This is a genomic window from Halocalculus aciditolerans (assembly GCF_014647475.1).
Taxonomy (GTDB): Archaea; Halobacteriota; Halobacteria; order Halobacteriales; family Halobacteriaceae; genus Halocalculus; species Halocalculus aciditolerans.
In genome coordinates, this window is the sequence record NZ_BMPG01000002.1 from 58623 (window position 1) to 77912 (window position 19290).

Genomic DNA, 19290 nt, shown 5'->3' on the forward strand with positions numbered 1-19290 from the left:
CATTTTCCGGGTTAGAGCCGGTAGATCGGGCCGTCGTCAGTGTCTTCGACGGTCACGCCGAGCGCTTCGAGGCGGTCGCGGAGGTCGTCGGCGCGCTCGTACTCGCCGCTCTCGCGGGCGTCCTCGCGGAGGCCGAGCACGAGCTCGACGAGGTCGCCGGCGAGGCCGACGTCGCCGCCGTCTTCGCCGCCGAAGGAGAGCCCAAGGACGCGGCCGCCGAGGTCCTCGAAGGCCTCGATGGCCTCGCGGAGGCCGCGGTAGTCGTACTCGTCGTGGTCGTCGACGTGGCGGTTGACGGCGGACGCGAGTTCGAGGAGCGCGGTGTAGGCCTCGCGGGTGTTGAAGTCGTCGTTCATCGCGGCGTTGAAGTCCGCGGTCGCGTCCTCGACGGCGAGGCGGAGCTCGTGGTCGTGGACCGTGGCGTACGCCTCGTTGCTGTCGCAGGCGTCGACGGCGCGCTCGTAGGCGCGGTCGAGGCGCTCCCAGCGCTCCTCGGCCTCCGCGATAGTCTCCTCGCTGTAGGTCTGCGGGCGGTTGTAGGCCGCCGAGACGAGGAACGTCCGCACGACGTCCGGGCCGAGTTCCGCGAGCGCGTTCTTCACGGTGAAGAAGTTCCCGAGGCTCGAACTCATCTTCTCGCCCTCGGTTTCGAGAAGCGCGACGTGCAGCCAGTACTTCGCGAACTCGTGGCCGGACGCGGCTTCGGACTGCGCGATCTCGTTCTCGTGGTGGGGGAAGACGAGGTCGCGGCCGCCGACGTGGACGTCGATGGCGTCGTCGAGGTGCGTCATGCTCATCGCCGAGCACTCGATGTGCCAGCCGGGGCGGCCCTCGCCCCACGGCGACTCCCACGTCTCGCCCGCCGACTCCTCGATGGGGGGCAGGTCGGCGTCGCGGTGCTCGGCGACGTCCTCGGGGCTCACTGCGCCGGCCTTCCAGAGCGCGAAGTCCGCCGCGTGACGTTTCTCCGCCTGCTCGTCTTCCGGGCCCTGCGCTTCGAGCTCGTCGAGGTCCTGCCCGGAGAGCTCGCCGTACGTCGGGAACTCCGTCACGTCGAAGTAGACGCTGCCGTTCGACTCGTAGGCGTACCCTTCGTCTACCAGGGTCTCGATGAGGCTGATAATCTCGGGGACGTGCTCGGAGACGCGCGGGTAGACCTCGGCGCGTTCGAGGTTCAGCCCGCGCATGTCGTCGATGACGGACTGCACGAAGTTGAGCGCGACTTCTTCCTCCGTCTCGCCGAGGTCGTCCTCGCCGATGCGCGCGACGATCTTCTCGTTGACGTCGGTGAAGTTCTGGACGTGGCGGACGTCGTAGCCCTCGTGGGCGAGCCAGCGGTGCATCACGTCGGCGTGCACCCAGAGCCGGGCGTGACCGAGGTGGGCGTCGTCGGAGACCGTGAGCCCGCACGTGTAGAGGAGAACCGAGTCGGGGTCGTGCGGCTCGAACGGCTCCAGTTCGCCCGTCAGCGTGTTCGTGACGTGGAGCGTCATATCCCGGCTTACTCCGGGCGGGATGTAAAGCACCACGCTTCCGCGGTGCGTCACGCTCGGTCGCCGCCTCAGGGCGCGTCGACGACTCGCGGCACGGCGTCGAGCGCGCGTTCGGTGAGGCGAACCGCATCGGGGCCGTCGCGTCGCGGGACGACGACGAGGAGCGCGTCCCCGGCGAACCTCGCGGCTTCGGGTTCGACGCCCGCGGCGTCGAGGCGGTCGAGCACGGCCGCGAGCGCCCGCGCGTCGACGTCGCCGGCCGCGAGAACCCCGGTGAGCGACCCCGCCCCCGACGCGTAGCGCGTGCCGTTCACGGAGAGTAACCCCGTTTCGTCTGTTTCGCCGAGCCGCCCCTCCATCGTCACGCGAACCGACCGCGCGTCGGTGGCGACGTCGAGCTCCTCGGCGTACCGGCGGAGCGCCGCCGCGACGGCGTCAGTACGACTCGGTTCGACAGGCGAGTCGGTGTCACTCTGCGCCGGTTCGGCAGACGGGTCAGGGCCGATGTCGTCGGGTTCGACGTTGAGGTCGAGGGTTCGCGCTGCGGCGGCGTAGTTCACTACGTCGGCGGCGAGCGCCGCGCGGAGGAACGGTCGGTCGTCGACCGCCGCCCGTGCGCGTGCCGCGAGGCTGTCGCTCTCCATACGGTCTCTCCGCTCGCCCGCGGTCAAAACCCGTGCGGTTCCCGGTGTCCGAGCGCATCGGAACGCCGAAGTATCGGTGGGTTGAGCGGTCGGTATGGACGCACGCCTCTTCGGCGCGGTCCACGTCGACCGCCGGGGGAAGGTTCGCCGCGAACTCGACGACTGCAGCGAGGGCACGGACGCGCTCTGCCTCGAACAGCCCGCGAGCACCGTCGGCGTCCGGGCGTGGCTCGCGTTCCTCCTCCGCGCGCCGCTCGCCGCCGCCGGGTTCGGCGTGCTCGCCGCGGTGCAGTTCCCGCTGGTCGCCGCCTGCAACCGCGACATCCGGCCGCCCGAGCAGACCGCCGCCCGCGCCATCGCCGCCGAGCGAGACCTCCCCGTGCACGGCGTCGACCGCCCCGTCGACGCGCTCACCGACTACGGCGGTTTCGGCTGGCGCGCCGCGAACTACCTCGGCCTCGCCGTTCTCCTCGCTCTCTCGCCGCTCGCGTCGGCCGCGACCGCGCTCGCGCTCCTCCTCCCGCGCGCGGTCTACCAGCCCGCGTACCGCCGCAGCCGCGCGCTCGGAACCGTACTCGCCGTCGGCCTCCACGTCGGCTCGCTCGCCGCCCTCTACGCTGTCGGCGGGCTCTCCGCGTGGACGCTCGCGGTCGCGGCAGTCGCGATTGTTATCGCTGTTCGCGCGACGATTCGCGTCCGCGACAACATCATGGCCGACGCGACCGTCGACGTCGCCGAGCGCGAAGGCTACGAGGACGTGACGGTCGTCGCCGGCTACGCGCACCTCCCCGGGCTCCACGCCGCCCTCGCTGACCGCGGCGCGACCGTCACCGTCCGCCACCGCCCCCGGTTCTTCCGCGAGGGGAACACGACCGTCGACCCGGAACCGCCGGGCGCGGACGCCGACACGACTGCTGCGTTCCCCGACCTCGACCCGTCGAAGCGCGACGTGCTCGGCCGGCGCGCCGCCGCGGCGCTCGTCGACCTCGTCTTCGCCGCGGCGTTCGGCGTCCTCGGCGGATTCGGCGGTGTCTCCCTCGCCCGCGGGCCGAGCGTCGCCGCGATGGTCGCCGGCGCGCTCCTCGCCTGGGTCGGCTTCTTCGTCCTCTTCGAAGGGACGACCGGGCAGACGCCCGGGAAGAAACTCCTCGGCCTCGCCGTCTGCGATACCGAGGGGAATCCGCCGTCGACGCGCGCCGTCCTCGTTCGGAACGCGCTCCGCCTCGTCGACGTCGTCGGCGTCTACCTCGTCGGGTTCGTCGTCGCCGTCGCCGGAGAGTACCGCCGCCTCGGCGACCTCGCCGCCGGCACGCTCGTCGTCGACGCCCGCGACACCGGCGAACCGGGTGGCTCCGAGTCGGACGGCTGATCCAGGCGTCGAATCGTCGTCGCCTCCGATGGGGGCGAGTTCGCGCGGGTGACGAAGTTCCTAAGGCCCTCTCTGACGAAGGACCACGTAACAATGCAGGCGCTGGTCATCGCCGGACACGGCTCGCATCTGAACCCGGGGTCGTCCGACCCGGCGTTCGCACACGCGGACACGATTCGGGAGACGGGGGCCTTCGACGAGGTTCGGGAGACCTTCTGGAAGGAAGAGCCGTCCTTCCGGGAGGTCCTCCGGACGCTCGAATCCGAGGAGGTGTTCGTCGTCCCGCTCTTCGTCAGCGAGGGGTATTTCACCGAGCAGGTCATCCCGCGCGAACTCCGCCTCGAGGGCTGGGACATCGCCGCCTGGGAGTCCGACGGGACGAGCGCCACGTCCGCGACCTTCCACGCCTCGGACGTGGACAAGACCGTCCACTACTGCGGTCCGGTGGGAACGCACGACGCGATGAGCGACGTCATCGTCCAGCGCGCGAAGTCCGTCACCGGCGACCCCGACGTGGGCGAGGGGTTCGGGCTCGCCGTCGTCGGCCACGGCACCGAGCGGAACGAGAACTCCGCGAAAGCCATCGAGTACCACGCCGACCGCATCCGCGGGATGGACCGCTTCGACGAAGTGCAGGCGCTCTACATGGACGAAGAGCCCGAAGTCGACGACGTCACCGACTACTTCGAGAGCGAGGACGTCGTCGTCGTCCCGCTCTTCGTCGCCGACGGGTTTCATACGCAAGAGGACATCCCCGAGGACATGGGTATCACGGAGGACTACCGCCTTGGATACGACGTCCCCGCCCTCGTCGACGACACCCGCATCTGGTACGCGGGCGCGGTCGGCACCGAACCGCTCGTCGCGGACGTCATCCTCGAACGCGCCGGCGAAGCGGGCGCTGACGTCCTCGACGCCGTCGAACAGGTGCGCGCCGAAACCGGCGGAACGGACCCCGACGCCGTGTCGGACGCTGACGCCGACGCCGACGGCGAGGTCGAGGAGGGCCGGGCGTGAGCGACCCGACGAACGCGCTCTTCGCCGCCGCCCCCGACGGCATCGACTTCGACGGCCTCCGGGTCGAGAGCTCCGCCTACGGCTACTCCTTCGAGACGCCGGAGACCTCGGAGCGCGGCCTCTCTACGCCCGAACTCCACGAGATCGCGGCCGGCGACCCCTACGTCGAGAACTGGTACTTCTGGACGCACCACGTGAGCGGCGGGCCGGACTCCGCACAGCGCGCGTTCCTCCGCTGGGTCGAACACACAGCGGAGCTCGACCCGGCGGAGCGCATCGCGGCGCTGGACGGCGACGGCCTCGAACGCGAGTGGGGTGAACTCCGGATTCACGCGCGCCGCGAGGGCGGCGTGCACGTCTACGACGTCCGGCACGTCGACGACGCCCGCGCGGACGTCGCGGACCTCGACGCGTACGCGGACCCGCTCGACGCTCGGACGGTCGTGAAGCGCGACGACGACGGCGACTACCGACCGCTGAAGACCGCACCCACGCTCCCGCACGGCTGGGTGTATCCGACGCTCGACGCGGACGAACTCGTCGAGACCGTCGAGTTCGTCTACCCGGCGTCGGTGGCGAACTGGCGGCGCGAACGCGACGGCGACCTCGACGTCACGCACTGGCAGGAGACCGCCGGCCGGCAGTCCGGCATCTACGAGATCGTCCAGCAGCTCCCGCGCGAGGCGCTCGAGTGGGCGGCCGAAGCCTGCTGTACGGACGGCGCGTGCCTCAAGCGCCGCGAGTGGGACAACACCGACGACGACGAGCTCGCCGTCGAACGCGGCGACGGCGAGTTCCCCTGCCGCGAACCCTGCTCGCTCTTCGTCACCGCCGCGCGGAAGTTCACCACGCTCGAACGCGAAGACGACCACGAGTACACCTTCTCCCTCACGCCGACCGAGAAGGAGCAAGTCGAAGGCCTCCTCGACGCCGTCGCCGACGACACCGTCGACGAAATCCGGCCCGCCGACCTGAACGAGGACGCGAACCAGTACCGCGCGCGCTACCTCCGCGCGAAACGCACCACGGACCGCGGGCTCAGCGACGAACCGACCTACGAGTAACGGCACGCCGCTCTCGCTCTTTCTCTCTCGCACTCGTCGCCCCTGAGTCCGCTCGTGTCGTGTTCGCGCATTCGCGCTCGCGGTTCGCGCGTGCTCAGACCTGTCGGTAGAGGAAGACGGCGGCGGAGACGCTGCCGAGGAGGACGACGACGGCGACCATCGCGGCGACGGTTCTGTCGGCGACGAGAATAGCGAGGACGGTGACGAGGATGCCGACGGCGACGACGAGCGCCGGCGCGAGCCGACCGAGGCTGAATCGTCGCGAGGGCTCGGACGGCTGGAACTCACCGAGCGACTCGTCGATCTCCACGGGTTTCGCCTCCTCGGACGTGTAGTCCACGAAGACCGGAACGGAGACCTTCTCCCGGCCGTACTGCGTGACGACTTCGAGTTCGCCGCGGACGTCGTCTGCGGCCGCCGACACGATCACGGGGACGCGCAGCGTCTCGCCCTCGTCGAGGTACTCGTTCGCCGAGTCGAGGCGAGCGACGCCGGAGAGCGCGTCGTCGAGGCGGAGGTGGACGTGTGCCGGCGACCCGTGATTCACGAGTTCGAGCGTGAACGACCCCGTCACTTCGAAGCGGTCGCGGTCGACCGCGACGCTCTCGTTGCGACCGCGGTTGAAGTGGACGGTGAGCGTTCCTGGCACGCCAGCCGATACCGCCCGCGGCACGAAAAAGGTTTAGGGATTTAGAGACCGGTCAGTCGCGCATATCCGGCGGGAGGAGGTTCGGAATCCCGTCCTCGATGGGGTAGGTCTCCCCGCAGTCCGTACACGTGAGCGTGCCTTCGAGGACCTCGTCTTCCTCGACGTCGACGTCGAGTTCCAGGTCGTGTTTGTCGAGCGGACAGCAGACGATGTCCATCAGGTCCCGCTTCATACCGTGAGCGTGGGTGGCGGCCGGCAAAAACCTGCGGGTCTCACTCCGCCGACAGCCCGCGGACTCGACGCCCGCGGGAGCCGAGCTGGCGGGTGAGTCGGCCGAGGCGACCGGTTCAGGCGTCGAAGGGGTTGTAGCGGACGACGGTCTCCTCGCGCGCCGGACCGACGCCGAGCGCGTAGACGGGCGCGTCGAGTTCGCCCTCGAGGTACTCGACGTACTGGCGGGCTTCGAGGGGGAGGGCGTCGTAGCCCTCGACGGCGACGAGGCCGGAGTCGAACTCCTCCCAGCCGTCGAACGTCTTGAAGACGGGTTCGCAGTCCGCCCAGCGTTCGGTCGTCGCCGGCACGGTGTGCGTGGTCTCGCCGTCGAGCTCGTAGGCGTGCCCGACTTTCACTTCGTCGAGGCCCGCGAGGACGTCGAGGTGGTTGAGCGCGAAGCCGGTGAAGCCGTTGACGCGCGCGGCGTGCCGGAGCATCGGGACGTCGAGCCAGCCGACGCGGCGCGGCCGGCCGGTGACGGTTCCGTACTCGCCGCCCTCCTCGCGGATGTAGGTCGCGAGCTCCTCGTTCGTTCCGCTCCCCTGTTCGCCGTAGCCGGGCGTGTCGCCTTCGACGCCGCCGAGTTCGGTGGGCATCGGCCCGCTCCCGACCCGGGAGAGGTAGGCTTTCACGATGCCGACGACTTCGCCGTCGCCGACGAGACCGGGGCTGAGACCGGTGCCGACCGCGCCGCCGCCGGCCGTCGGCGTCGACGACGTGACGTAGGGGTAGTTCCCGTGGTCGATGTCGAGGCTCGTCCCCTGCGCGCCTTCGAGCATCACGTTCGCGCCGGCCTCGGCGCGCTCGGTGAGGTAGTCGCCGGCGTCGACGGCCATGTCGTTCTCCACGATGCGCTCGCCGTACTCGCGGTACTCCTCGAAGACGGCGTCGACGTCGAACTCGTCGCCGGCGTCGCCGCCGTAGACGTCCTCGTAGAGCGCGCGCTTCTGCGGGATCGCGTATTCGAGGCGTTCGCGGAGGAGTTCGGGGTCGAGGAGGTCGGCGACGCGCACGCCGCGCCGGCCGGCCTTATCCTCGTACGTCGGGCCGATGCCTCGACCCGTCGTTCCGACCTCCTTGTCGTCCTCCGATTTCACGTCCTCCTCGATGCCGTCGAGCGCGCGGTGGTAGGGCATGATGACGTGCGCGCGTTTCGCGAGGCGGACGTCGGGTTCGAGGCCGCGCTCTTCGAGCGCGTCGATCTCGTCGAAGAGCGTGCCGGGGTTGATGACGCAGCCGTTCCCGAGCACGCCCGTCATGCCGCGGACCGCACCGGACGGGACGAGGGAGAGCTTGTACTCCTCGCCGCCCTCGACGACCGTGTGACCGGCGTTGTCGCCGCCCTGATAGCGCGCGACGACGTCGACGTCGCCGCCGAACAGGTCGACGACGCCGCCCTTGCCTTCGTCGCCCCACTGGGCACCGACGATGGTGGTAATCATACGCTGGGTCTTTCCCCGCACGGGGTAAACGCGTTACGGAATCCACGCCGAATACCACCGAAAACGTGCCGTAAACGCGCGGGAACAGGGGGTAGAGTACGCACACACGTGGGTATCACAGGCGGCGTGTTCACCTGACCCAAATGGTTATCACGGGGCGCGGCGTAGACCCGGAATACAGCCACTGTGCGGCGAGCGCGACAATAACCTTTAAACGCCGCGCAGACGAGTTAACAAATGCCATGATAGACCGACTAGAGAAGGAAGTCGACATGCTGGAACGACACCTCGAAGTCCTCCGCATGGTCATCGAGAACGAACCCATCGGTATCGTCAAGATGTCCAACGAGACCGGCTACCCCCACCACAAGGTCCGGTACTCCCTCCGCGTCCTCGAAGAGGAGAACCTCATCGAGCCGTCCAGCCAGGGCGCAATCACGACCGAGCGCACCGAAGAGTTCGTCGCCGAACTCGACGAGAAAGTCGACGAAATCGTCGGCAAACTCGAATCCATGAAGATTCACGCCAGCGAGAAGAACGAAGCCTAGAGCTCCGGCACCGTCAAGTGGAACGTCCCGTTCCGGTCTTCGACCAGACAGAGGTGGAAGCCGTTCTTCCGCGAGACCTTCACGTAACTCTCCTTGTCGCTCCGACTGAGTAGCCCGCCGGCGTCCGTCGCCTCCGACGCCGCTTCGAGCGCGTCCGGTTCGAAGAACGACGACGTCACGTAGAACGCGCCGCCGAGGTTCGCGTCCGTCGCCACCGTCCCCGCGTCGTCGACGAGCGCCTCCATCTCCCCGCCCCGCACGGGCTCGCGGCTCGTGTTCAGGTTCGCGACGAGCAGCGGGTTCCCCATCCGGTCGCGGATGACGACGTCGAACTCCGTGACGTGCTCTGCGCCCTCGTCGTTCTCCGTCTCCACGGTCCCGTGGAGCTCCGCGCGGTCGATGTCGGAGACGACGTCGAAGACGCCCGCCAGCCCCTTCCGGTGGCCGGTGTCGAGAATCTCGTAGGGGAGCTCGCGGACCACCCACGACACGAACCGGTACTCGGGCGTCGACTCCAGGAACGCCGCGAACGGCTCCCCGTTCACCGTCGCGTCTGCTGCCTCGAACTGCGTGTGGTGTTCGAGCGTGAGGTTCGCGTTAATCTCGTCCGGGTCCGTTTCACCGACGGCGTCGAGCGTCGCGTCCGCCTTCGACCCGTACCGCACGAAGAGGTTCGTCCCGGACACCGCCGCCTCCGGGTCGAGCGCCTCGCCGCCCGCGACGCCGCCGACCTCCGCGAGCTGCTCTTCGAGGTCTTCGACGCGCTCGCGGAGCCGGTCGCGCTCCTCGCGCACCGACTCGAGGTCGTCGCGAACGTCCGAGAGCTCCTCCCGGGCTTCGCGGAGTTCGGCCCGCACGGCGTCGAGCTCCTCCCCGCCCGCGTCCGCCTCCGCTTCGGCCGCGCGCTCCTCGGCGGCCGCGAGCTGGCGCTCTAACTCCGCGATTCGCTCCGCGTCCCCGGCCGCCGACAGCTCCGCCTCCAGCGTCGCGATGCGCTCGTCGCGCTCCTCCACCGCGCGTTCGAGCGTCCCGATGCGCTCGCGCGCTCGCTCCAGAATGTCGCGCTGCGTCCGCCCGCCGGATTGCCCGTCGCGCTGCGCCTGCCCGTCGGACTGCCGCGACGACGACTCGCTCTCACCGCCCGAATCGGCGTCGCTCGCCGCCGAGCGCTGCGTGCGTTTCTGCTCTCGCCGCTGCTTCTCCGCCGCCGCCCGACTCCGCTTCGTCTCCGTCCCCGCTCCCGACTTCGACTGCTCCGGGTTGATGGCCGGCACGGACTTCGTCGAGCGCCACTGCGCTTCCTCCTGGAACCGCTCGTCGACGCCCTGGCTCGCCGTCTCACCGGGCTTCGCTCGCGAGCGACGCCCGCTCGGCTCCGCCGACGCTCCCGACTCGGGTTCTGTCCCTGCGGGCTCGCCGTCGGATTCGGCGTCGTCGATAGCGCGCGCCGTCGGCCCCTCCGACACCGGCTCTCGACCCGGTTCCGCCGGCCCCGGCCGCGGCTCAGCCTCCGCCTCATCCTCACCCTCATCGCGCGCGAGCGCGTCCACGGATTCGTCGAGCACCGACTCGGTCTCCAGCGACGCCGACGCCGCCGACTCCTCTCCGGCGGTGGCACCCGAATCGTCCGCCGCCGCGTCCGACTCTGCGTTCTCGATGGACACCCCGCCGCTCGCGGCTCCATCCCTGCTCACAGATTCTTCGTCCGCTGCCGAGGCCTTCGAGCCGCTCGTCTCGCCAGCGTCGGCCGCACTTCTCGAACGGTCCGACGCGGCTTCGGCGGACGCGACGCCGACCGACTCCTCTTCGGCATTCTCGTCGGCCCCGCGCTCGGCGTCGGTCGCGGGTTCGTCCGTCGGCTCGACGCCCCGTTCGACGTCGGTATCTGGCTCCGCCTCGACCTCGGTTTCCGGCTCCGCGTCCGTGGCCGGCTCTGCCGCCGCGTCCGCCGTCGACGCCGGCTCCGTCGCCTCGTCTTCGCCGGTGGCAGTCGGCTCCGCCGCGGTCGCTGGCTCGTCCGTCGGCTCGGCGCGCGGTTCGGTCGGCCCGCGCGCCCGCCCGGGCTCGGCGTCCGATTCGCCGTCCGCTTCGGTCGCGGATTCGGTCGCAGCTTCGGACGCAGCCTCGGATGCGGCTCCGCCGGCGGCGCTCGCGCCCGCCGCCGTGCCCGCGCTCTCGGCCGTCGACGCCGCCGCGTTCTCTGGTTCCGATTCCGTCTCGACCTCGGGGATGTCGACGATATCGACGTCGACTTTCACGACCTCGTAGAGGCCGACTTCGCCGTCGGCGCGCTCGAACGCCTCGTCGCCCGTCACGAGGTCGTCGGACGTGCCGACGAACGCCGCGCTCATCGACCGGCCGCCGTAGTAGACCGTGTAGTAGTCGCCGGAGAGGACGTTCTCGGAGAGCTCGACGTACCCCGTGAAGCTCGCGTCCGAGAGCATCGCGTCCGTCTCCGAGAGCGGCGTGTCGTTCGTGTAGTACGTCGCCTGCGTCTCTCCGTCCGCTTCGAGCATCGAGAAGAGCAGCGGGAGGGATTTGTGCGGCGCGCTGTAGACCGTGCCGGTCGCGTCCTCGAACGCCTCGATCGTCCCCTCGTGGACGCCGACGACGCGCCCGTTCAGCATGAAGAGGTGCGTGTCGCCTACGACGACCGCGCCGGAGAAATTCTCGTCCGCGAGCGCGTGCAGTCCCTCGTAGCCGTCCGTGAACGGCCGGGAATCCCACTCCGACACGCGCTCTCGCGTGCGTTCATTCATACCCGCACGGTGGCCTCTCCCACGTATAATTCTTTCCGGCGGGGTGTTAGCGAGCCGGAACTAGAGCTTCGACTGCGCGTCGTCCGCCAGCTCCTCCATCCGCTTGGAGATGCGGCCCGCACTGGAGAACTCGTCCTCGCTCATCGCCGTCGCGAGCGCGTTCCCGAGCACGAACACCGCGTGTTTGTGCTCGCTCTTCGACTTGTGGACGTGCGACGGGTCGACGTCGAGCTGTTCGTACGTGTCGAAGACGCTCTCGTCGACGCCTTCGTACGAGAGGAAGCTCTCCTTGATCTCCACCATCTCCTCGTGGAGCTCCAGCAGGTCGTCCTTGTGCATGGTCGTGATTAGCCGCTCGCGAGTAAAAGCCTTTCTCGCGAACCGGTCACACGCCCGTTAGAAGACGTACTCGTCTTCGTGGCCCATCATCCCGCTCTCGTCTTCGAGACTGGCGTCCTCGTCCATCGGGCCGGACGTCTTGTAGGCCTTGATGCCCGCGGACAGGAGTTGTTCGATGGCTTCTTCGCGGCTGAGGAACTCGCCCTGCTCGACGAGCTGGGCGATCTGCATCTCGATGTGGTCGGGGATATTGAGTTCGACCGATGGCATTCTCTTACCCGACGCTAACCCGTCCCCCTGTATAAACTTGGCGGGCTACTTATCGGGTGTCCGAACTCATGTTCCCGATTCCGTAAGTCGACTTTCGACTTCGCGGCGGTGACTTCTCGTTTCGCATCGACACGCCTACTTTCCCCGCGCCCCACCAGTCGCGTATGAGTGTCAGGGACGTCACGGACCTCTACGAGGAGTTCGGCGACGACCGCCTCCCGCCGGGACAGCGCGAGACCTCGAAGTTCCCCGTCCTCTCGAAGAGCGGGACGCCCGCCTGGGACCCGGAGACCTGGGAGTTCCGCGCGTGGGGTGCCGTCGACGACGAACGCCGCTGGAGCTGGGACGAGTTCACCGACCTCCCGAGCGAGACCCAGCGACAGGACTTCCACTGCGTCACCGGCTGGAGTCGCTTCGACTGCGAGTTCACCGGCCTCACCTTCACCCGGCTCGCCGACCTCGTCGGCGTTACGGAGGACGCGACGCACGTGATGTTCCACGGCCTCGACGGCTACACCACGAACCTCCCGCTCGACGACTGCATGCGCGACGAAGTCCTCTTCGCGTGGGGCTTCGACGGCGACGACCTCCCCCGCGAACACGGCGGCCCGCTCCGCGTCGTCACCCCCCACAAGTACGCCTACAAGGGCGCGAAGTGGGTCGACGGCGTCGAATTCCTCGAAGAACCCGAGCGCGGCTACTGGGAGAAACGCGGCTACTCGAACACGGCCGACCCCTGGAACGAAGAGCGGTACAGTTAGAACCCACTTTTTTATTGCGGGCCGGCTCCGCCGGCCCGATAAAAACCTGGACTAAAAGCCTCCTCACTCCAGCCGCGGCGCTTTGCGCCGCGTTAGTCGCTCGTCGGCCAGCGCGCGAAGCGCGCTGTGAATCGGCGACCTTCCGGGCTCTTCGAGCCACTCGGTCGCCGAATTCTCTCGTGTGGTCCCGTAATCAGCAGTACGGCGTATGCGTCGCCTCTTCCGTGCTGTAGCGGTGTGATGGGCTGTGACGGTATTTTCCGGTTATCCGGCTCGCAGTAGAAGGGCTAAAGGCGTGTTCGTTCGAAGAACGGGGTGATGGAGCCGCGTCAGGACGCGTCGTGTGGGGTAGAGGACGCTCGTCTCGTCACGGAGACGGTTCGGTTGGCGGAGACGTCGCTGGTGGACGTTCTGCGCGCGGATTTTCGGGCGCACGCGGTGTGGTCTGCGCCGGGTGAGCCGTCGCTCGTGGGGTGCGGGGCGGCGGCGTCGGTGACGGCGTCGGGGCCGGGTGAGTTGGATGCGGTTCGGGAGCGCGTGGAGTCGGTGTTCGCGGACGCGCCGGCGTCGGATGCGCCGGCGGTCGCTCGCCCGCGGGTGCTCGGCGGGATGGCGTTCCACGACGGGCACCGGGAGTCGCCGCCGTGGTCGGGGTTTCCGGGGGTGGCGTTCGTGCTGCCGCACGTGCAGTTCGCCGTGGCCGAGGACGCGACGTACCTCACGGTGAACGAGTTCGGGCCGGAGGCGGACGCGGGGAGCGCGCGCCGGACGATGGCGCGGGTTCGCGAGTCGGTCGAGGCCGTCGACGCGGCGTCGGTGAGCGTCGACCCGCCGGGCATTGTCGCGGAGCATCCGACGACGACGCGGGCGGCGTGGCGGGAGGCGGTCGCGGACGCGACCGCGCGTATCGCGGCGGGCGACCTGGAGAAGGTCGTGCTCGCGCAGGCGCTCGACGCGGAGCTCGGGGATTCGTTCGACCTCGTGTCGGCGATGACGCGCATCGAGCGCGGACACCCCGAGTGTTTCCGGTTCGCGTTCCGGGCGAACGACGGCGGCGCGTTCTTCGGGCCGAGCCCGGAGCGCCTCGTGTCGCGGCGCGGCGGGCGCGTGGAGACGGGCGCGCTCGCGGCGACGGTGTCTCGCGGGGACACCGCGGCGGAAGACGCCGAGCTGGAGCGGGAGCTCCGGTCGAGCGAGAAGCTCGTGTACGAACACGAGGTCGTCGAGGATAGCATCCGCGAGCAGCTCGCGCCGGTCGCGCGGAACGTCCGGTCGGGCGACCGGCGGGTGAAGAAGCTCGCGTCGGTCCAACACCTCTTCACGCCCATCGCGGCCGACACGGACAGACACGTGCTCGAGCTCGTCGACGCCCTGCATCCGACGCCGGCGGTCGGCGGGCGGCCGCCGGACGCGGCGCTGGAGACGATTCGTGAGGCGGAGGCGTTCGACCGCGGGTGGTACGCCGCGCCCGTCGGCTGGTTCGACGCCGACGGCGACGGCACGTTCGCGGTCGCCATCCGGTCGGCGCTCGCCCGCGACCGGGACGCCCACCTCTACGCGGGCGCGGGCATCGTCGCGGACTCCGACGCGGACGCGGAGTGGGACGAGATTCAGTTGAAGTTCGACAGCGTTCGCGCCCACCTCTCCTGACCCGATACGGTAATCGGAGTGACTGGTACGCGGGTCGAATACCCAAATACCGGCCGATTTCGCCCGATCTGGTGCCTCAGCGAACACAATTTTTATGATAATCACGTGGTTCCTATCCGAAGATGCCAAAACGAGATTCGAGCAAGAACCGGTGGCTGATTGCGGTATCGGCCGTCGCGATCCACCTGTCAATCGGTGGTATCTACGCGTACAGCATCTATCAGATTCCCCTACAGAACACGGTCGGGTGGGACACGTCGAGCGTCTCGCTGGCGTTCTCCATCGCCATCTTCGTCCTCGGTATCACCGCGGCGTTCCTCGGGAGCTACGTCGAGAGGTACGGCCCCAGGAAATCCGGATTCGCCGCCGCCGTCCTCTACGGTCTGGGGACGGTCGGCGCGGGTGTCTCCGTACAGCTCGAGAGCCTCCCGCTCTTCCTCGCCACGTTCGGCGTCATCGGCGGGATGGGTCTCGGCCTCGGCTACATCTCCCCGATCGGCACGCTCGTCGACTGGTTCCCGGACCGCCGCGGGATGGCGACCGGCCTCGCCGTCATGGGCTTCGGTGCCGGCGCGCTCCTCACGGGCCCGTTCGGTAACTTCCTCATCCAGAACTACGGTGTCTCGACGGCGTTCTTCGTCCTCGGTGCCATCTACTTCGTCCTGATGTCGCTCGGTGCGAGCTACCTCGCGAAGCCCGAAGAGGGCTGGCTCCCCGAGGGCATGGAGGGCGTCGAGGGCGCTCAGGAGAAAGCGAAGGGCGCACTCCCCGGCCTCGACATCCTCAGCGCGAAAGAAGCGCGCACGACGCCGCGCTTCGCCCTCATCTGGCTCATCATCTTCATCAACGTCACCGCCGGTATCATGCTCCTCGCGTTCGCGTCCCCGATGCTGCAGTCCATCGGCGGCGCTAGCGCGACGACGGCCGCGTTCATCGTCGGCTACATCGGCATCTTCAACGGCGGCGGCCGCATCTTCTGGGCGTCCCTCTCCGACTACATCGGACGGACGACGACGTACGGCGCGTTCTTCGTCATCCAGATCGTTGCGTTCTTCCTGATGCCGAACGCGCTCGGCGTCTGGTTCCTCGCCGCACTTCTCTTCCTGGTCATCACGTGCTACGGCGGCGGGTTCGCGTGCCTCCCGGCCTACCTCAGCGACCTCTTCGGAACGAAGGAAGTGAGCGCGATTCACGGCTACGCCCTCACCGCGTGGGGCCTCGCCGGCGTCGTCGGCCCGACGATCGCGTCCACCGTTCTCGAAGCGACCGGGAGCTACACGCAGGCACTCTACATCATCAACGTCCTCCTCGTCGCCGGTCTCGCGCTCGTCATCATCCTCCGCTGGCGCATCGGCAAACTCGAGAAGGCGAGCGCGAGCGCCGGCGCTGCCGCGTAACGGACTAACGAACAACCACCGTGCCGCTCTCACGCGTTTCCTTTTTGCGCGCGCTCGCTCGGTGAGCGACGCCGCCGCGCGCCGGTTTCGGGACGCTTTACGGTGACGGGGGAGAACTGCGAGTATGACTGCCCCGAACCGCGCGACGCTCTGGGGGCGCGCTATCGCGGACGAACTGGCGAAGGCGGGCGTGGACGCCGTGTGCGTCGCGCCCGGGAGTCGGTCGACGCCGCTGACGGTGGCGCTCGACGCGCACGACGAGCTCACGGTCTTCTCGCACCTCGACGAGCGCTCGGCGGCGTTCTTCGCGCTCGGCCGCGGGAAGGTGCTGGGTCGGCCGACGCCTGTCGTCTGTACCTCTGGCACTGCGGCCGCGAACTTCCACCCGGCGGTGATCGAGGCGGATACGGGCCGCGTCCCGCTCCTCGTCCTCACGGCCGACCGCCCGGCGGAGCTCCGCGATTCGGGCGCGAACCAGACCGTCGACCAGGAGAAGCTCTACGGGGACGCGGTGCGGTTCTACCGCGACCTCCCGGAGCCGGCGGCGGAACCCCGACGACTCCGCTCGCTCCGCACGACCGTCTGCCGCGCGGTCGCTGAGACGGCAGGCGCGGAGCCGGGGCCCGTCCACCTGAACGTCCCGGTCGCGAAGCCGCTGGAACCGACGACGGTGCCCGCGGAATCCCCGGACGGCGTCCCCGAGGATCTCGCGGCCGACCACCCGCTCGCCGCGCGCGGCCGGGACGGCCCGTTCGTCGACGTCCACGCCGGCGTGACCGAGCCCAGCGAAGCGACGCTCGACCGGCTCGCCGCGGCCGTCGACGCCGCCGACCGCGGCCTGCTCGTCGCCGGGCCGACCGACGAGGCGTACGCGGACGCGCTCGTCGACCTCGCCCACGCGACCGGCTTCCCGCTCCTCGCCGACCCGCTCTCCGGCGTCCGCTACGGCCCGCACGTCCCCGACGGTCCCGTCCTCGGCGGCTACGACGCCTACCTCCACCCCGACGTCACCGCGGACTGGCCCGACCCGGACGTCGTCCTTCGGTTCGGCGCGTCACCGACCTCGAAGCCGCTCAGGAAGTACCTCGCTCGAACCGGCGCGCGCCAGTTCGTCGCCGACGCGTCGGGCGGCTGGCGAGAAGCCGAGTTCCGAGCCAGCGACCTCGTCGTCGCCGACCCCGCGCCGCTCGCCCGCGCGCTCGCGGACCGCGTCGAGTCGCCCGCCGAGCCGTGGCCGGCCCTCGACGCCGCCGAAGCCGCACACTGGGCGCTCCTCGACGAACGCGACGACGCCTTCGAGGGCCGCATCGCGGCGGCCGTCGCCGCCGACGCCCCCGATCCCGCGACCGTGTTCGTCTCGAACTCGATGCCGATTCGGGACCTCGACCGGTTCGCCCGCCCGGACGCGAAAGCGCTCCGCGTGCTCGGAAACCGCGGGGCGTCCGGCATCGACGGCGTCACCAGCACCGCGCTCGGCGCGGGCAGTGCGACCGACGACCCCCTCGTTCTTCTCACCGGCGACCTCGCCTACTACCACGACCTCAACGGCCTCCTGGCGCTCTCGCGCTGCGGCGTCGACGCCACCATCGCGCTCGTGAACAACGACGGCGGCGGCATCTTCCACATGCTCCCCATCGAGCAGTTCGACCCGCCCTTCCAGGGGCAGTTCAAGACGCCGCACGGCCTCGACTTCGAACCCACCGCCGACCTCTACGGCTTCGACTACGCCCGCACGGACTCCCTCGATGCGTTCCGGGAGCGCTACCGCGCGAGCCTCGACAGCGCGGGCACACAGGTCGTCGAGTACGTCTCCGACGCCGAGGCGAGCCACCGAACGCGAGAGGAAGTCCGGGAGGCGCTCGTCGAGCGCCTCACCTGAATCATTAAGTCACTCCGTCGACCTCCCTCCCGTATGTCCTCCACGGAGCGGCTCGTCGCCGCGGCGCTCGCCGTCCTCCTCGGCATCGCGACCGTCCTGTACAGCTTCCTCATCGTCCAGCAGCTGCTCGTCGGCGCGGGCGTCGCGTTCGCCTTCTTCGTCGCCGCCGCGTTCCTCTACCAGGGGAGCGCCGACCGCCAGACCGTCGTCCGCGCGACCGTCGTTCTCACCGTCGCCTACGGCGTCTTCACCTTCCAGCTCCCCGCCGCCCTCGTCGCCGCCTGCGTCGTCTACCTCACCGCGTGGGCCACCGGCCCCGAGAGCCCGTTCGACGCCCCCGATACCCGCATTTTCCCCGCTACCCGGTGGAACGACAGACGAAACAGCGGCGACGGAGACGGTAGCGGCGACGCCGACGGAGCCGGTGGGCGGGGCGAGGCCGCCGAGTAATCAACCTCTTTGTACTCCCGCGCGCCCGTTCGAGTATGGTCTCCGAGATATTCGACGAGGACGCCTGGGAGGAAGTCGAGGGCTTCGACTTCCGGGACATCACGTACCACCGCGCGAGCGAGGTGGGCGCGCTCCGCATCGCCTTCGACCGCCCGGAGAAGCGCAACGCCTTCCGCCCCGGCACGGTCGACGAGCTCTCGCGCGCGCTCGACCACGCCAAACGCCAGGCGGACGTCGGCTGCGTCCTCCTCACTGGTAATGGCCCCAGCGAGAAGGACGGCGGCTGGGCCTTCTGCTCCGGCGGCGACCAGTCAGTCCGCGGGAGCGAGGGGTACGAATACCGGGGCGAGGACGAGTCACCGGATAAAGCCGAGGCCGGCCGCCTCCACATCTTAGAGGTCCAGCGGCAGATCCGCTTCATGCCGAAACCCGTCGTCGCCGTCGTCCCCGGCTGGGCCGTCGGCGGCGGCCACAGCCTCCACGTCGTCTGCGACCTCACCCTCGCGAGCGAGGAGCACGCGAAATTCCTCCAGACCGACCCCGACGTCGGGTCCTACGACGCCGGCTTCGGCTCCGCCTACCTCGCCCGCCAGATCGGCCAGAAGAAGGCGCGCGAAGTCTTCTTCCTCGGCAAGACCTACGACGCCGCGGAAGCCGCCGACATGGGCATGGTGAACGAAGCCGTCCCCCACGACGAACTGGAGGAGACCGCGCTGGAGTGGGCGGCCCGCATCGAGGGCAAGAGCCCGAACGCCATCCGGATGCTCAAGTACGGCTTCAACCTCCCCGACGACGGCATGGTCGGCCAACAGGTCTTCGCCGGCGAAGCAACCCGGCTCGGCTACATGACCGACGAAGCCCAGGAAGGCCGCGACGCCTTCCTCGAAAAACGCGACCCCGACTACTCTGAGTACCCCTGGTACTACTAGAGACCTTTTTATCGGGCCGGCTCCGCCGGCCCGATAAAAATCTCCACCATTACCGGAACGCGAAGCGTTCCGGTTAGCAGTCGGATTCCGTCGGAATCCGACGACACTGCGGGAAATCTTCGATTTCCCGCCGTTCAGCCAGAAACCGGAGGTTTCTGGCGACAAAGGCCCGTCACCCTCCCGTCGCGGCCCTCCGGGCCGCGGTGGTCAGGCTCGGGCCTCGCCGCTTCGCGGCGAGTGAATCGCGCTCACTGCGTTCGGGGGCGGCCGCGCCGTGACCCTCGTTTCGGGGATCCGGTTCGACGTAGCGGTTCACGACGCGGCGGAATTTCGAATACTCACGCGAGGAATGCGTTC

General features: G+C 69.3%; 18 protein-coding genes. 10 read left to right on the top strand and 8 right to left on the bottom strand.

Translation table 11 applies throughout. The features are described 5' to 3' along the window. Positions 1-11: 11 nt before the first annotated feature. Together cysS and IEY26_RS06870 are read right to left on the bottom strand one after the other, a co-directional pair. Positions 12-1493 carry a cysteine--tRNA ligase gene (gene cysS / locus IEY26_RS06865; protein WP_188977257.1) on the bottom strand — a complete coding sequence of 494 codons (1482 nt, stop codon included), beginning with the start codon at positions 1491-1493 and terminating at the stop codon, positions 12-14. Positions 1494-1561: 68 nt separating this feature from the next. Further along, complete coding sequence (locus IEY26_RS06870) at positions 1562-2137, bottom strand: DUF7523 family protein (RefSeq protein WP_188977259.1); 576 nt, start codon at positions 2135-2137, stop codon at positions 1562-1564. Positions 2138-2231: 94 nt separating this feature from the next. Here IEY26_RS06870 and IEY26_RS06875 point away from each other — a divergent pair, with 94 nt between their 5' ends. From IEY26_RS06875 to IEY26_RS06885, 3 genes are all read left to right on the top strand, one after another. Then, the gene (locus IEY26_RS06875; RefSeq protein ID WP_188977261.1) at positions 2232-3506 is read left to right on the top strand and encodes an RDD family protein; all 1275 of its coding nucleotides are present in this window, start codon (positions 2232-2234) and stop codon (positions 3504-3506) included. A 93-nt stretch (positions 3507-3599) separates the two neighbouring features. After that, a complete protein-coding gene (locus tag IEY26_RS06880; RefSeq protein ID WP_188977263.1) occupies positions 3600-4523 on the top strand; it encodes a CbiX/SirB N-terminal domain-containing protein in 924 nt (307 codons plus the stop codon). After that, a complete protein-coding gene (locus IEY26_RS06885) occupies positions 4520-5587 on the top strand; it encodes a DR2241 family protein (RefSeq protein ID WP_188977273.1) in 1068 nt (355 codons plus the stop codon). Before IEY26_RS06880 ends, IEY26_RS06885 begins: the two co-directional genes overlap by 4 nt. A gap of 94 nt (positions 5588-5681) precedes the next feature. On the opposite strand, the gene IEY26_RS06890 is transcribed toward IEY26_RS06885, so the two are convergent. The 3 genes from IEY26_RS06890 to IEY26_RS06900 form a co-directional block, all read right to left on the bottom strand. Further along, the gene (locus IEY26_RS06890) at positions 5682-6236 is read right to left on the bottom strand and encodes a DUF7524 family protein (protein ID WP_188977275.1); all 555 of its coding nucleotides are present in this window, start codon (positions 6234-6236) and stop codon (positions 5682-5684) included. A gap of 52 nt (positions 6237-6288) precedes the next feature. Beyond that, the gene (locus IEY26_RS06895; RefSeq protein WP_188977282.1) at positions 6289-6468 is read right to left on the bottom strand and encodes a methytransferase partner Trm112; all 180 of its coding nucleotides are present in this window, start codon (positions 6466-6468) and stop codon (positions 6289-6291) included. A gap of 115 nt (positions 6469-6583) precedes the next feature. After that, complete coding sequence (locus IEY26_RS06900) at positions 6584-7951, bottom strand: adenylosuccinate synthase (protein ID WP_188977283.1); 1368 nt, start codon at positions 7949-7951, stop codon at positions 6584-6586. A gap of 242 nt (positions 7952-8193) precedes the next feature. On the opposite strand from IEY26_RS06900, the gene IEY26_RS06905 reads away from it, so the two are divergent. Beyond that, positions 8194-8499 (top strand): hypothetical protein, encoded by a 306-nt coding sequence (locus IEY26_RS06905; RefSeq protein ID WP_188977285.1) that lies wholly within the window; start codon positions 8194-8196, stop codon positions 8497-8499. On the opposite strand, the gene IEY26_RS06910 is transcribed toward IEY26_RS06905, so the two are convergent. From IEY26_RS06910 to IEY26_RS06920, 3 genes are read right to left on the bottom strand one after another with little or no spacing between them, the layout of a single operon-like run. Then, positions 8496-11258, bottom strand: a complete 2763-nt coding sequence (locus IEY26_RS06910) for a DUF7527 domain-containing protein (RefSeq protein WP_188977288.1) — start codon at positions 11256-11258, stop codon at positions 8496-8498. The genes IEY26_RS06905 and IEY26_RS06910 overlap by 4 nt on opposite strands. A 60-nt stretch (positions 11259-11318) precedes the next feature. After that, entirely contained in the window at positions 11319-11597 is a 279-nt protein-coding gene (locus tag IEY26_RS06915) for a UPF0058 family protein (RefSeq protein ID WP_188977289.1), read from the bottom strand. Between the two features lie 57 nt (positions 11598-11654). Continuing rightward, the gene (locus tag IEY26_RS06920) at positions 11655-11867 is read right to left on the bottom strand and encodes a DUF7120 family protein (RefSeq protein WP_188977291.1); all 213 of its coding nucleotides are present in this window, start codon (positions 11865-11867) and stop codon (positions 11655-11657) included. Positions 11868-12031: 164 nt separating this feature from the next. Here IEY26_RS06920 and IEY26_RS06925 point away from each other — a divergent pair, with 164 nt between their 5' ends. The 6 genes from IEY26_RS06925 (at position 12032) to IEY26_RS06950 (ending at position 18933) form a co-directional block, all read left to right on the top strand. Further along, positions 12032-12628, top strand: coding sequence for a sulfite oxidase-like oxidoreductase (locus IEY26_RS06925; RefSeq protein WP_188977293.1), 597 nt, complete (start codon positions 12032-12034; stop codon positions 12626-12628). A 318-nt stretch (positions 12629-12946) separates the two neighbouring features. Beyond that, positions 12947-14278 (top strand): isochorismate synthase, encoded by a 1332-nt coding sequence (locus tag IEY26_RS06930; protein ID WP_188977295.1) that lies wholly within the window; start codon positions 12947-12949, stop codon positions 14276-14278. Positions 14279-14400: 122 nt separating this feature from the next. After that, positions 14401-15675 (top strand): L-lactate MFS transporter, encoded by a 1275-nt coding sequence (locus IEY26_RS06935; protein WP_188977297.1) that lies wholly within the window; start codon positions 14401-14403, stop codon positions 15673-15675. A 124-nt stretch (positions 15676-15799) separates the two neighbouring features. Next, positions 15800-17554, top strand: a complete 1755-nt coding sequence (gene menD / locus IEY26_RS06940; protein WP_188977299.1) for a 2-succinyl-5-enolpyruvyl-6-hydroxy-3-cyclohexene-1-carboxylic-acid synthase — start codon at positions 15800-15802, stop codon at positions 17552-17554. Between the two features lie 33 nt (positions 17555-17587). Next, complete coding sequence (locus IEY26_RS06945) at positions 17588-18004, top strand: hypothetical protein (protein ID WP_188977301.1); 417 nt, start codon at positions 17588-17590, stop codon at positions 18002-18004. A 35-nt stretch (positions 18005-18039) separates the two neighbouring features. Further along, positions 18040-18933 (top strand): 1,4-dihydroxy-2-naphthoyl-CoA synthase, encoded by an 894-nt coding sequence (locus IEY26_RS06950; protein WP_188977303.1) that lies wholly within the window; start codon positions 18040-18042, stop codon positions 18931-18933. Positions 18934-19290 lie beyond the last annotated feature (357 nt).

What these genes read in the sequence shown, in the direction of transcription:
- cysS (WP_188977257.1), bottom strand. Translation starts at nt 1,493, where the DNA reads ATGACGCTCCACGTCACGAACACGCTGACGGGCGAACTGGAGCCGTTC.
- IEY26_RS06870 (WP_188977259.1), bottom strand. Translation starts at nt 2,137, where the DNA reads ATGGAGAGCGACAGCCTCGCGGCACGCGCACGGGCGGCGGTCGACGAC.
- IEY26_RS06875 (WP_188977261.1), top strand. Translation starts at nt 2,232, where the DNA reads ATGGACGCACGCCTCTTCGGCGCGGTCCACGTCGACCGCCGGGGGAAG.
- IEY26_RS06880 (WP_188977263.1), top strand. Translation starts at nt 3,600, where the DNA reads ATGCAGGCGCTGGTCATCGCCGGACACGGCTCGCATCTGAACCCGGGG.
- IEY26_RS06895 (WP_188977282.1), bottom strand. Translation starts at nt 6,468, where the DNA reads ATGAAGCGGGACCTGATGGACATCGTCTGCTGTCCGCTCGACAAACAC.
- IEY26_RS06900 (WP_188977283.1), bottom strand. Translation starts at nt 7,951, where the DNA reads ATGATTACCACCATCGTCGGTGCCCAGTGGGGCGACGAAGGCAAGGGC.
- IEY26_RS06905 (WP_188977285.1), top strand. Translation starts at nt 8,194, where the DNA reads ATGATAGACCGACTAGAGAAGGAAGTCGACATGCTGGAACGACACCTC.
- IEY26_RS06910 (WP_188977288.1), bottom strand. Translation starts at nt 11,258, where the DNA reads ATGAATGAACGCACGCGAGAGCGCGTGTCGGAGTGGGATTCCCGGCCG.
- IEY26_RS06915 (WP_188977289.1), bottom strand. Translation starts at nt 11,597, where the DNA reads ATGCACAAGGACGACCTGCTGGAGCTCCACGAGGAGATGGTGGAGATC.
- IEY26_RS06920 (WP_188977291.1), bottom strand. Translation starts at nt 11,867, where the DNA reads ATGCCATCGGTCGAACTCAATATCCCCGACCACATCGAGATGCAGATC.
- IEY26_RS06925 (WP_188977293.1), top strand. Translation starts at nt 12,032, where the DNA reads ATGAGTGTCAGGGACGTCACGGACCTCTACGAGGAGTTCGGCGACGAC.
- IEY26_RS06930 (WP_188977295.1), top strand. Translation starts at nt 12,947, where the DNA reads ATGGAGCCGCGTCAGGACGCGTCGTGTGGGGTAGAGGACGCTCGTCTC.
- IEY26_RS06935 (WP_188977297.1), top strand. Translation starts at nt 14,401, where the DNA reads ATGCCAAAACGAGATTCGAGCAAGAACCGGTGGCTGATTGCGGTATCG.
- menD (WP_188977299.1), top strand. Translation starts at nt 15,800, where the DNA reads ATGACTGCCCCGAACCGCGCGACGCTCTGGGGGCGCGCTATCGCGGAC.
- IEY26_RS06945 (WP_188977301.1), top strand. Translation starts at nt 17,588, where the DNA reads ATGTCCTCCACGGAGCGGCTCGTCGCCGCGGCGCTCGCCGTCCTCCTC.
- IEY26_RS06950 (WP_188977303.1), top strand. Translation starts at nt 18,040, where the DNA reads ATGGTCTCCGAGATATTCGACGAGGACGCCTGGGAGGAAGTCGAGGGC.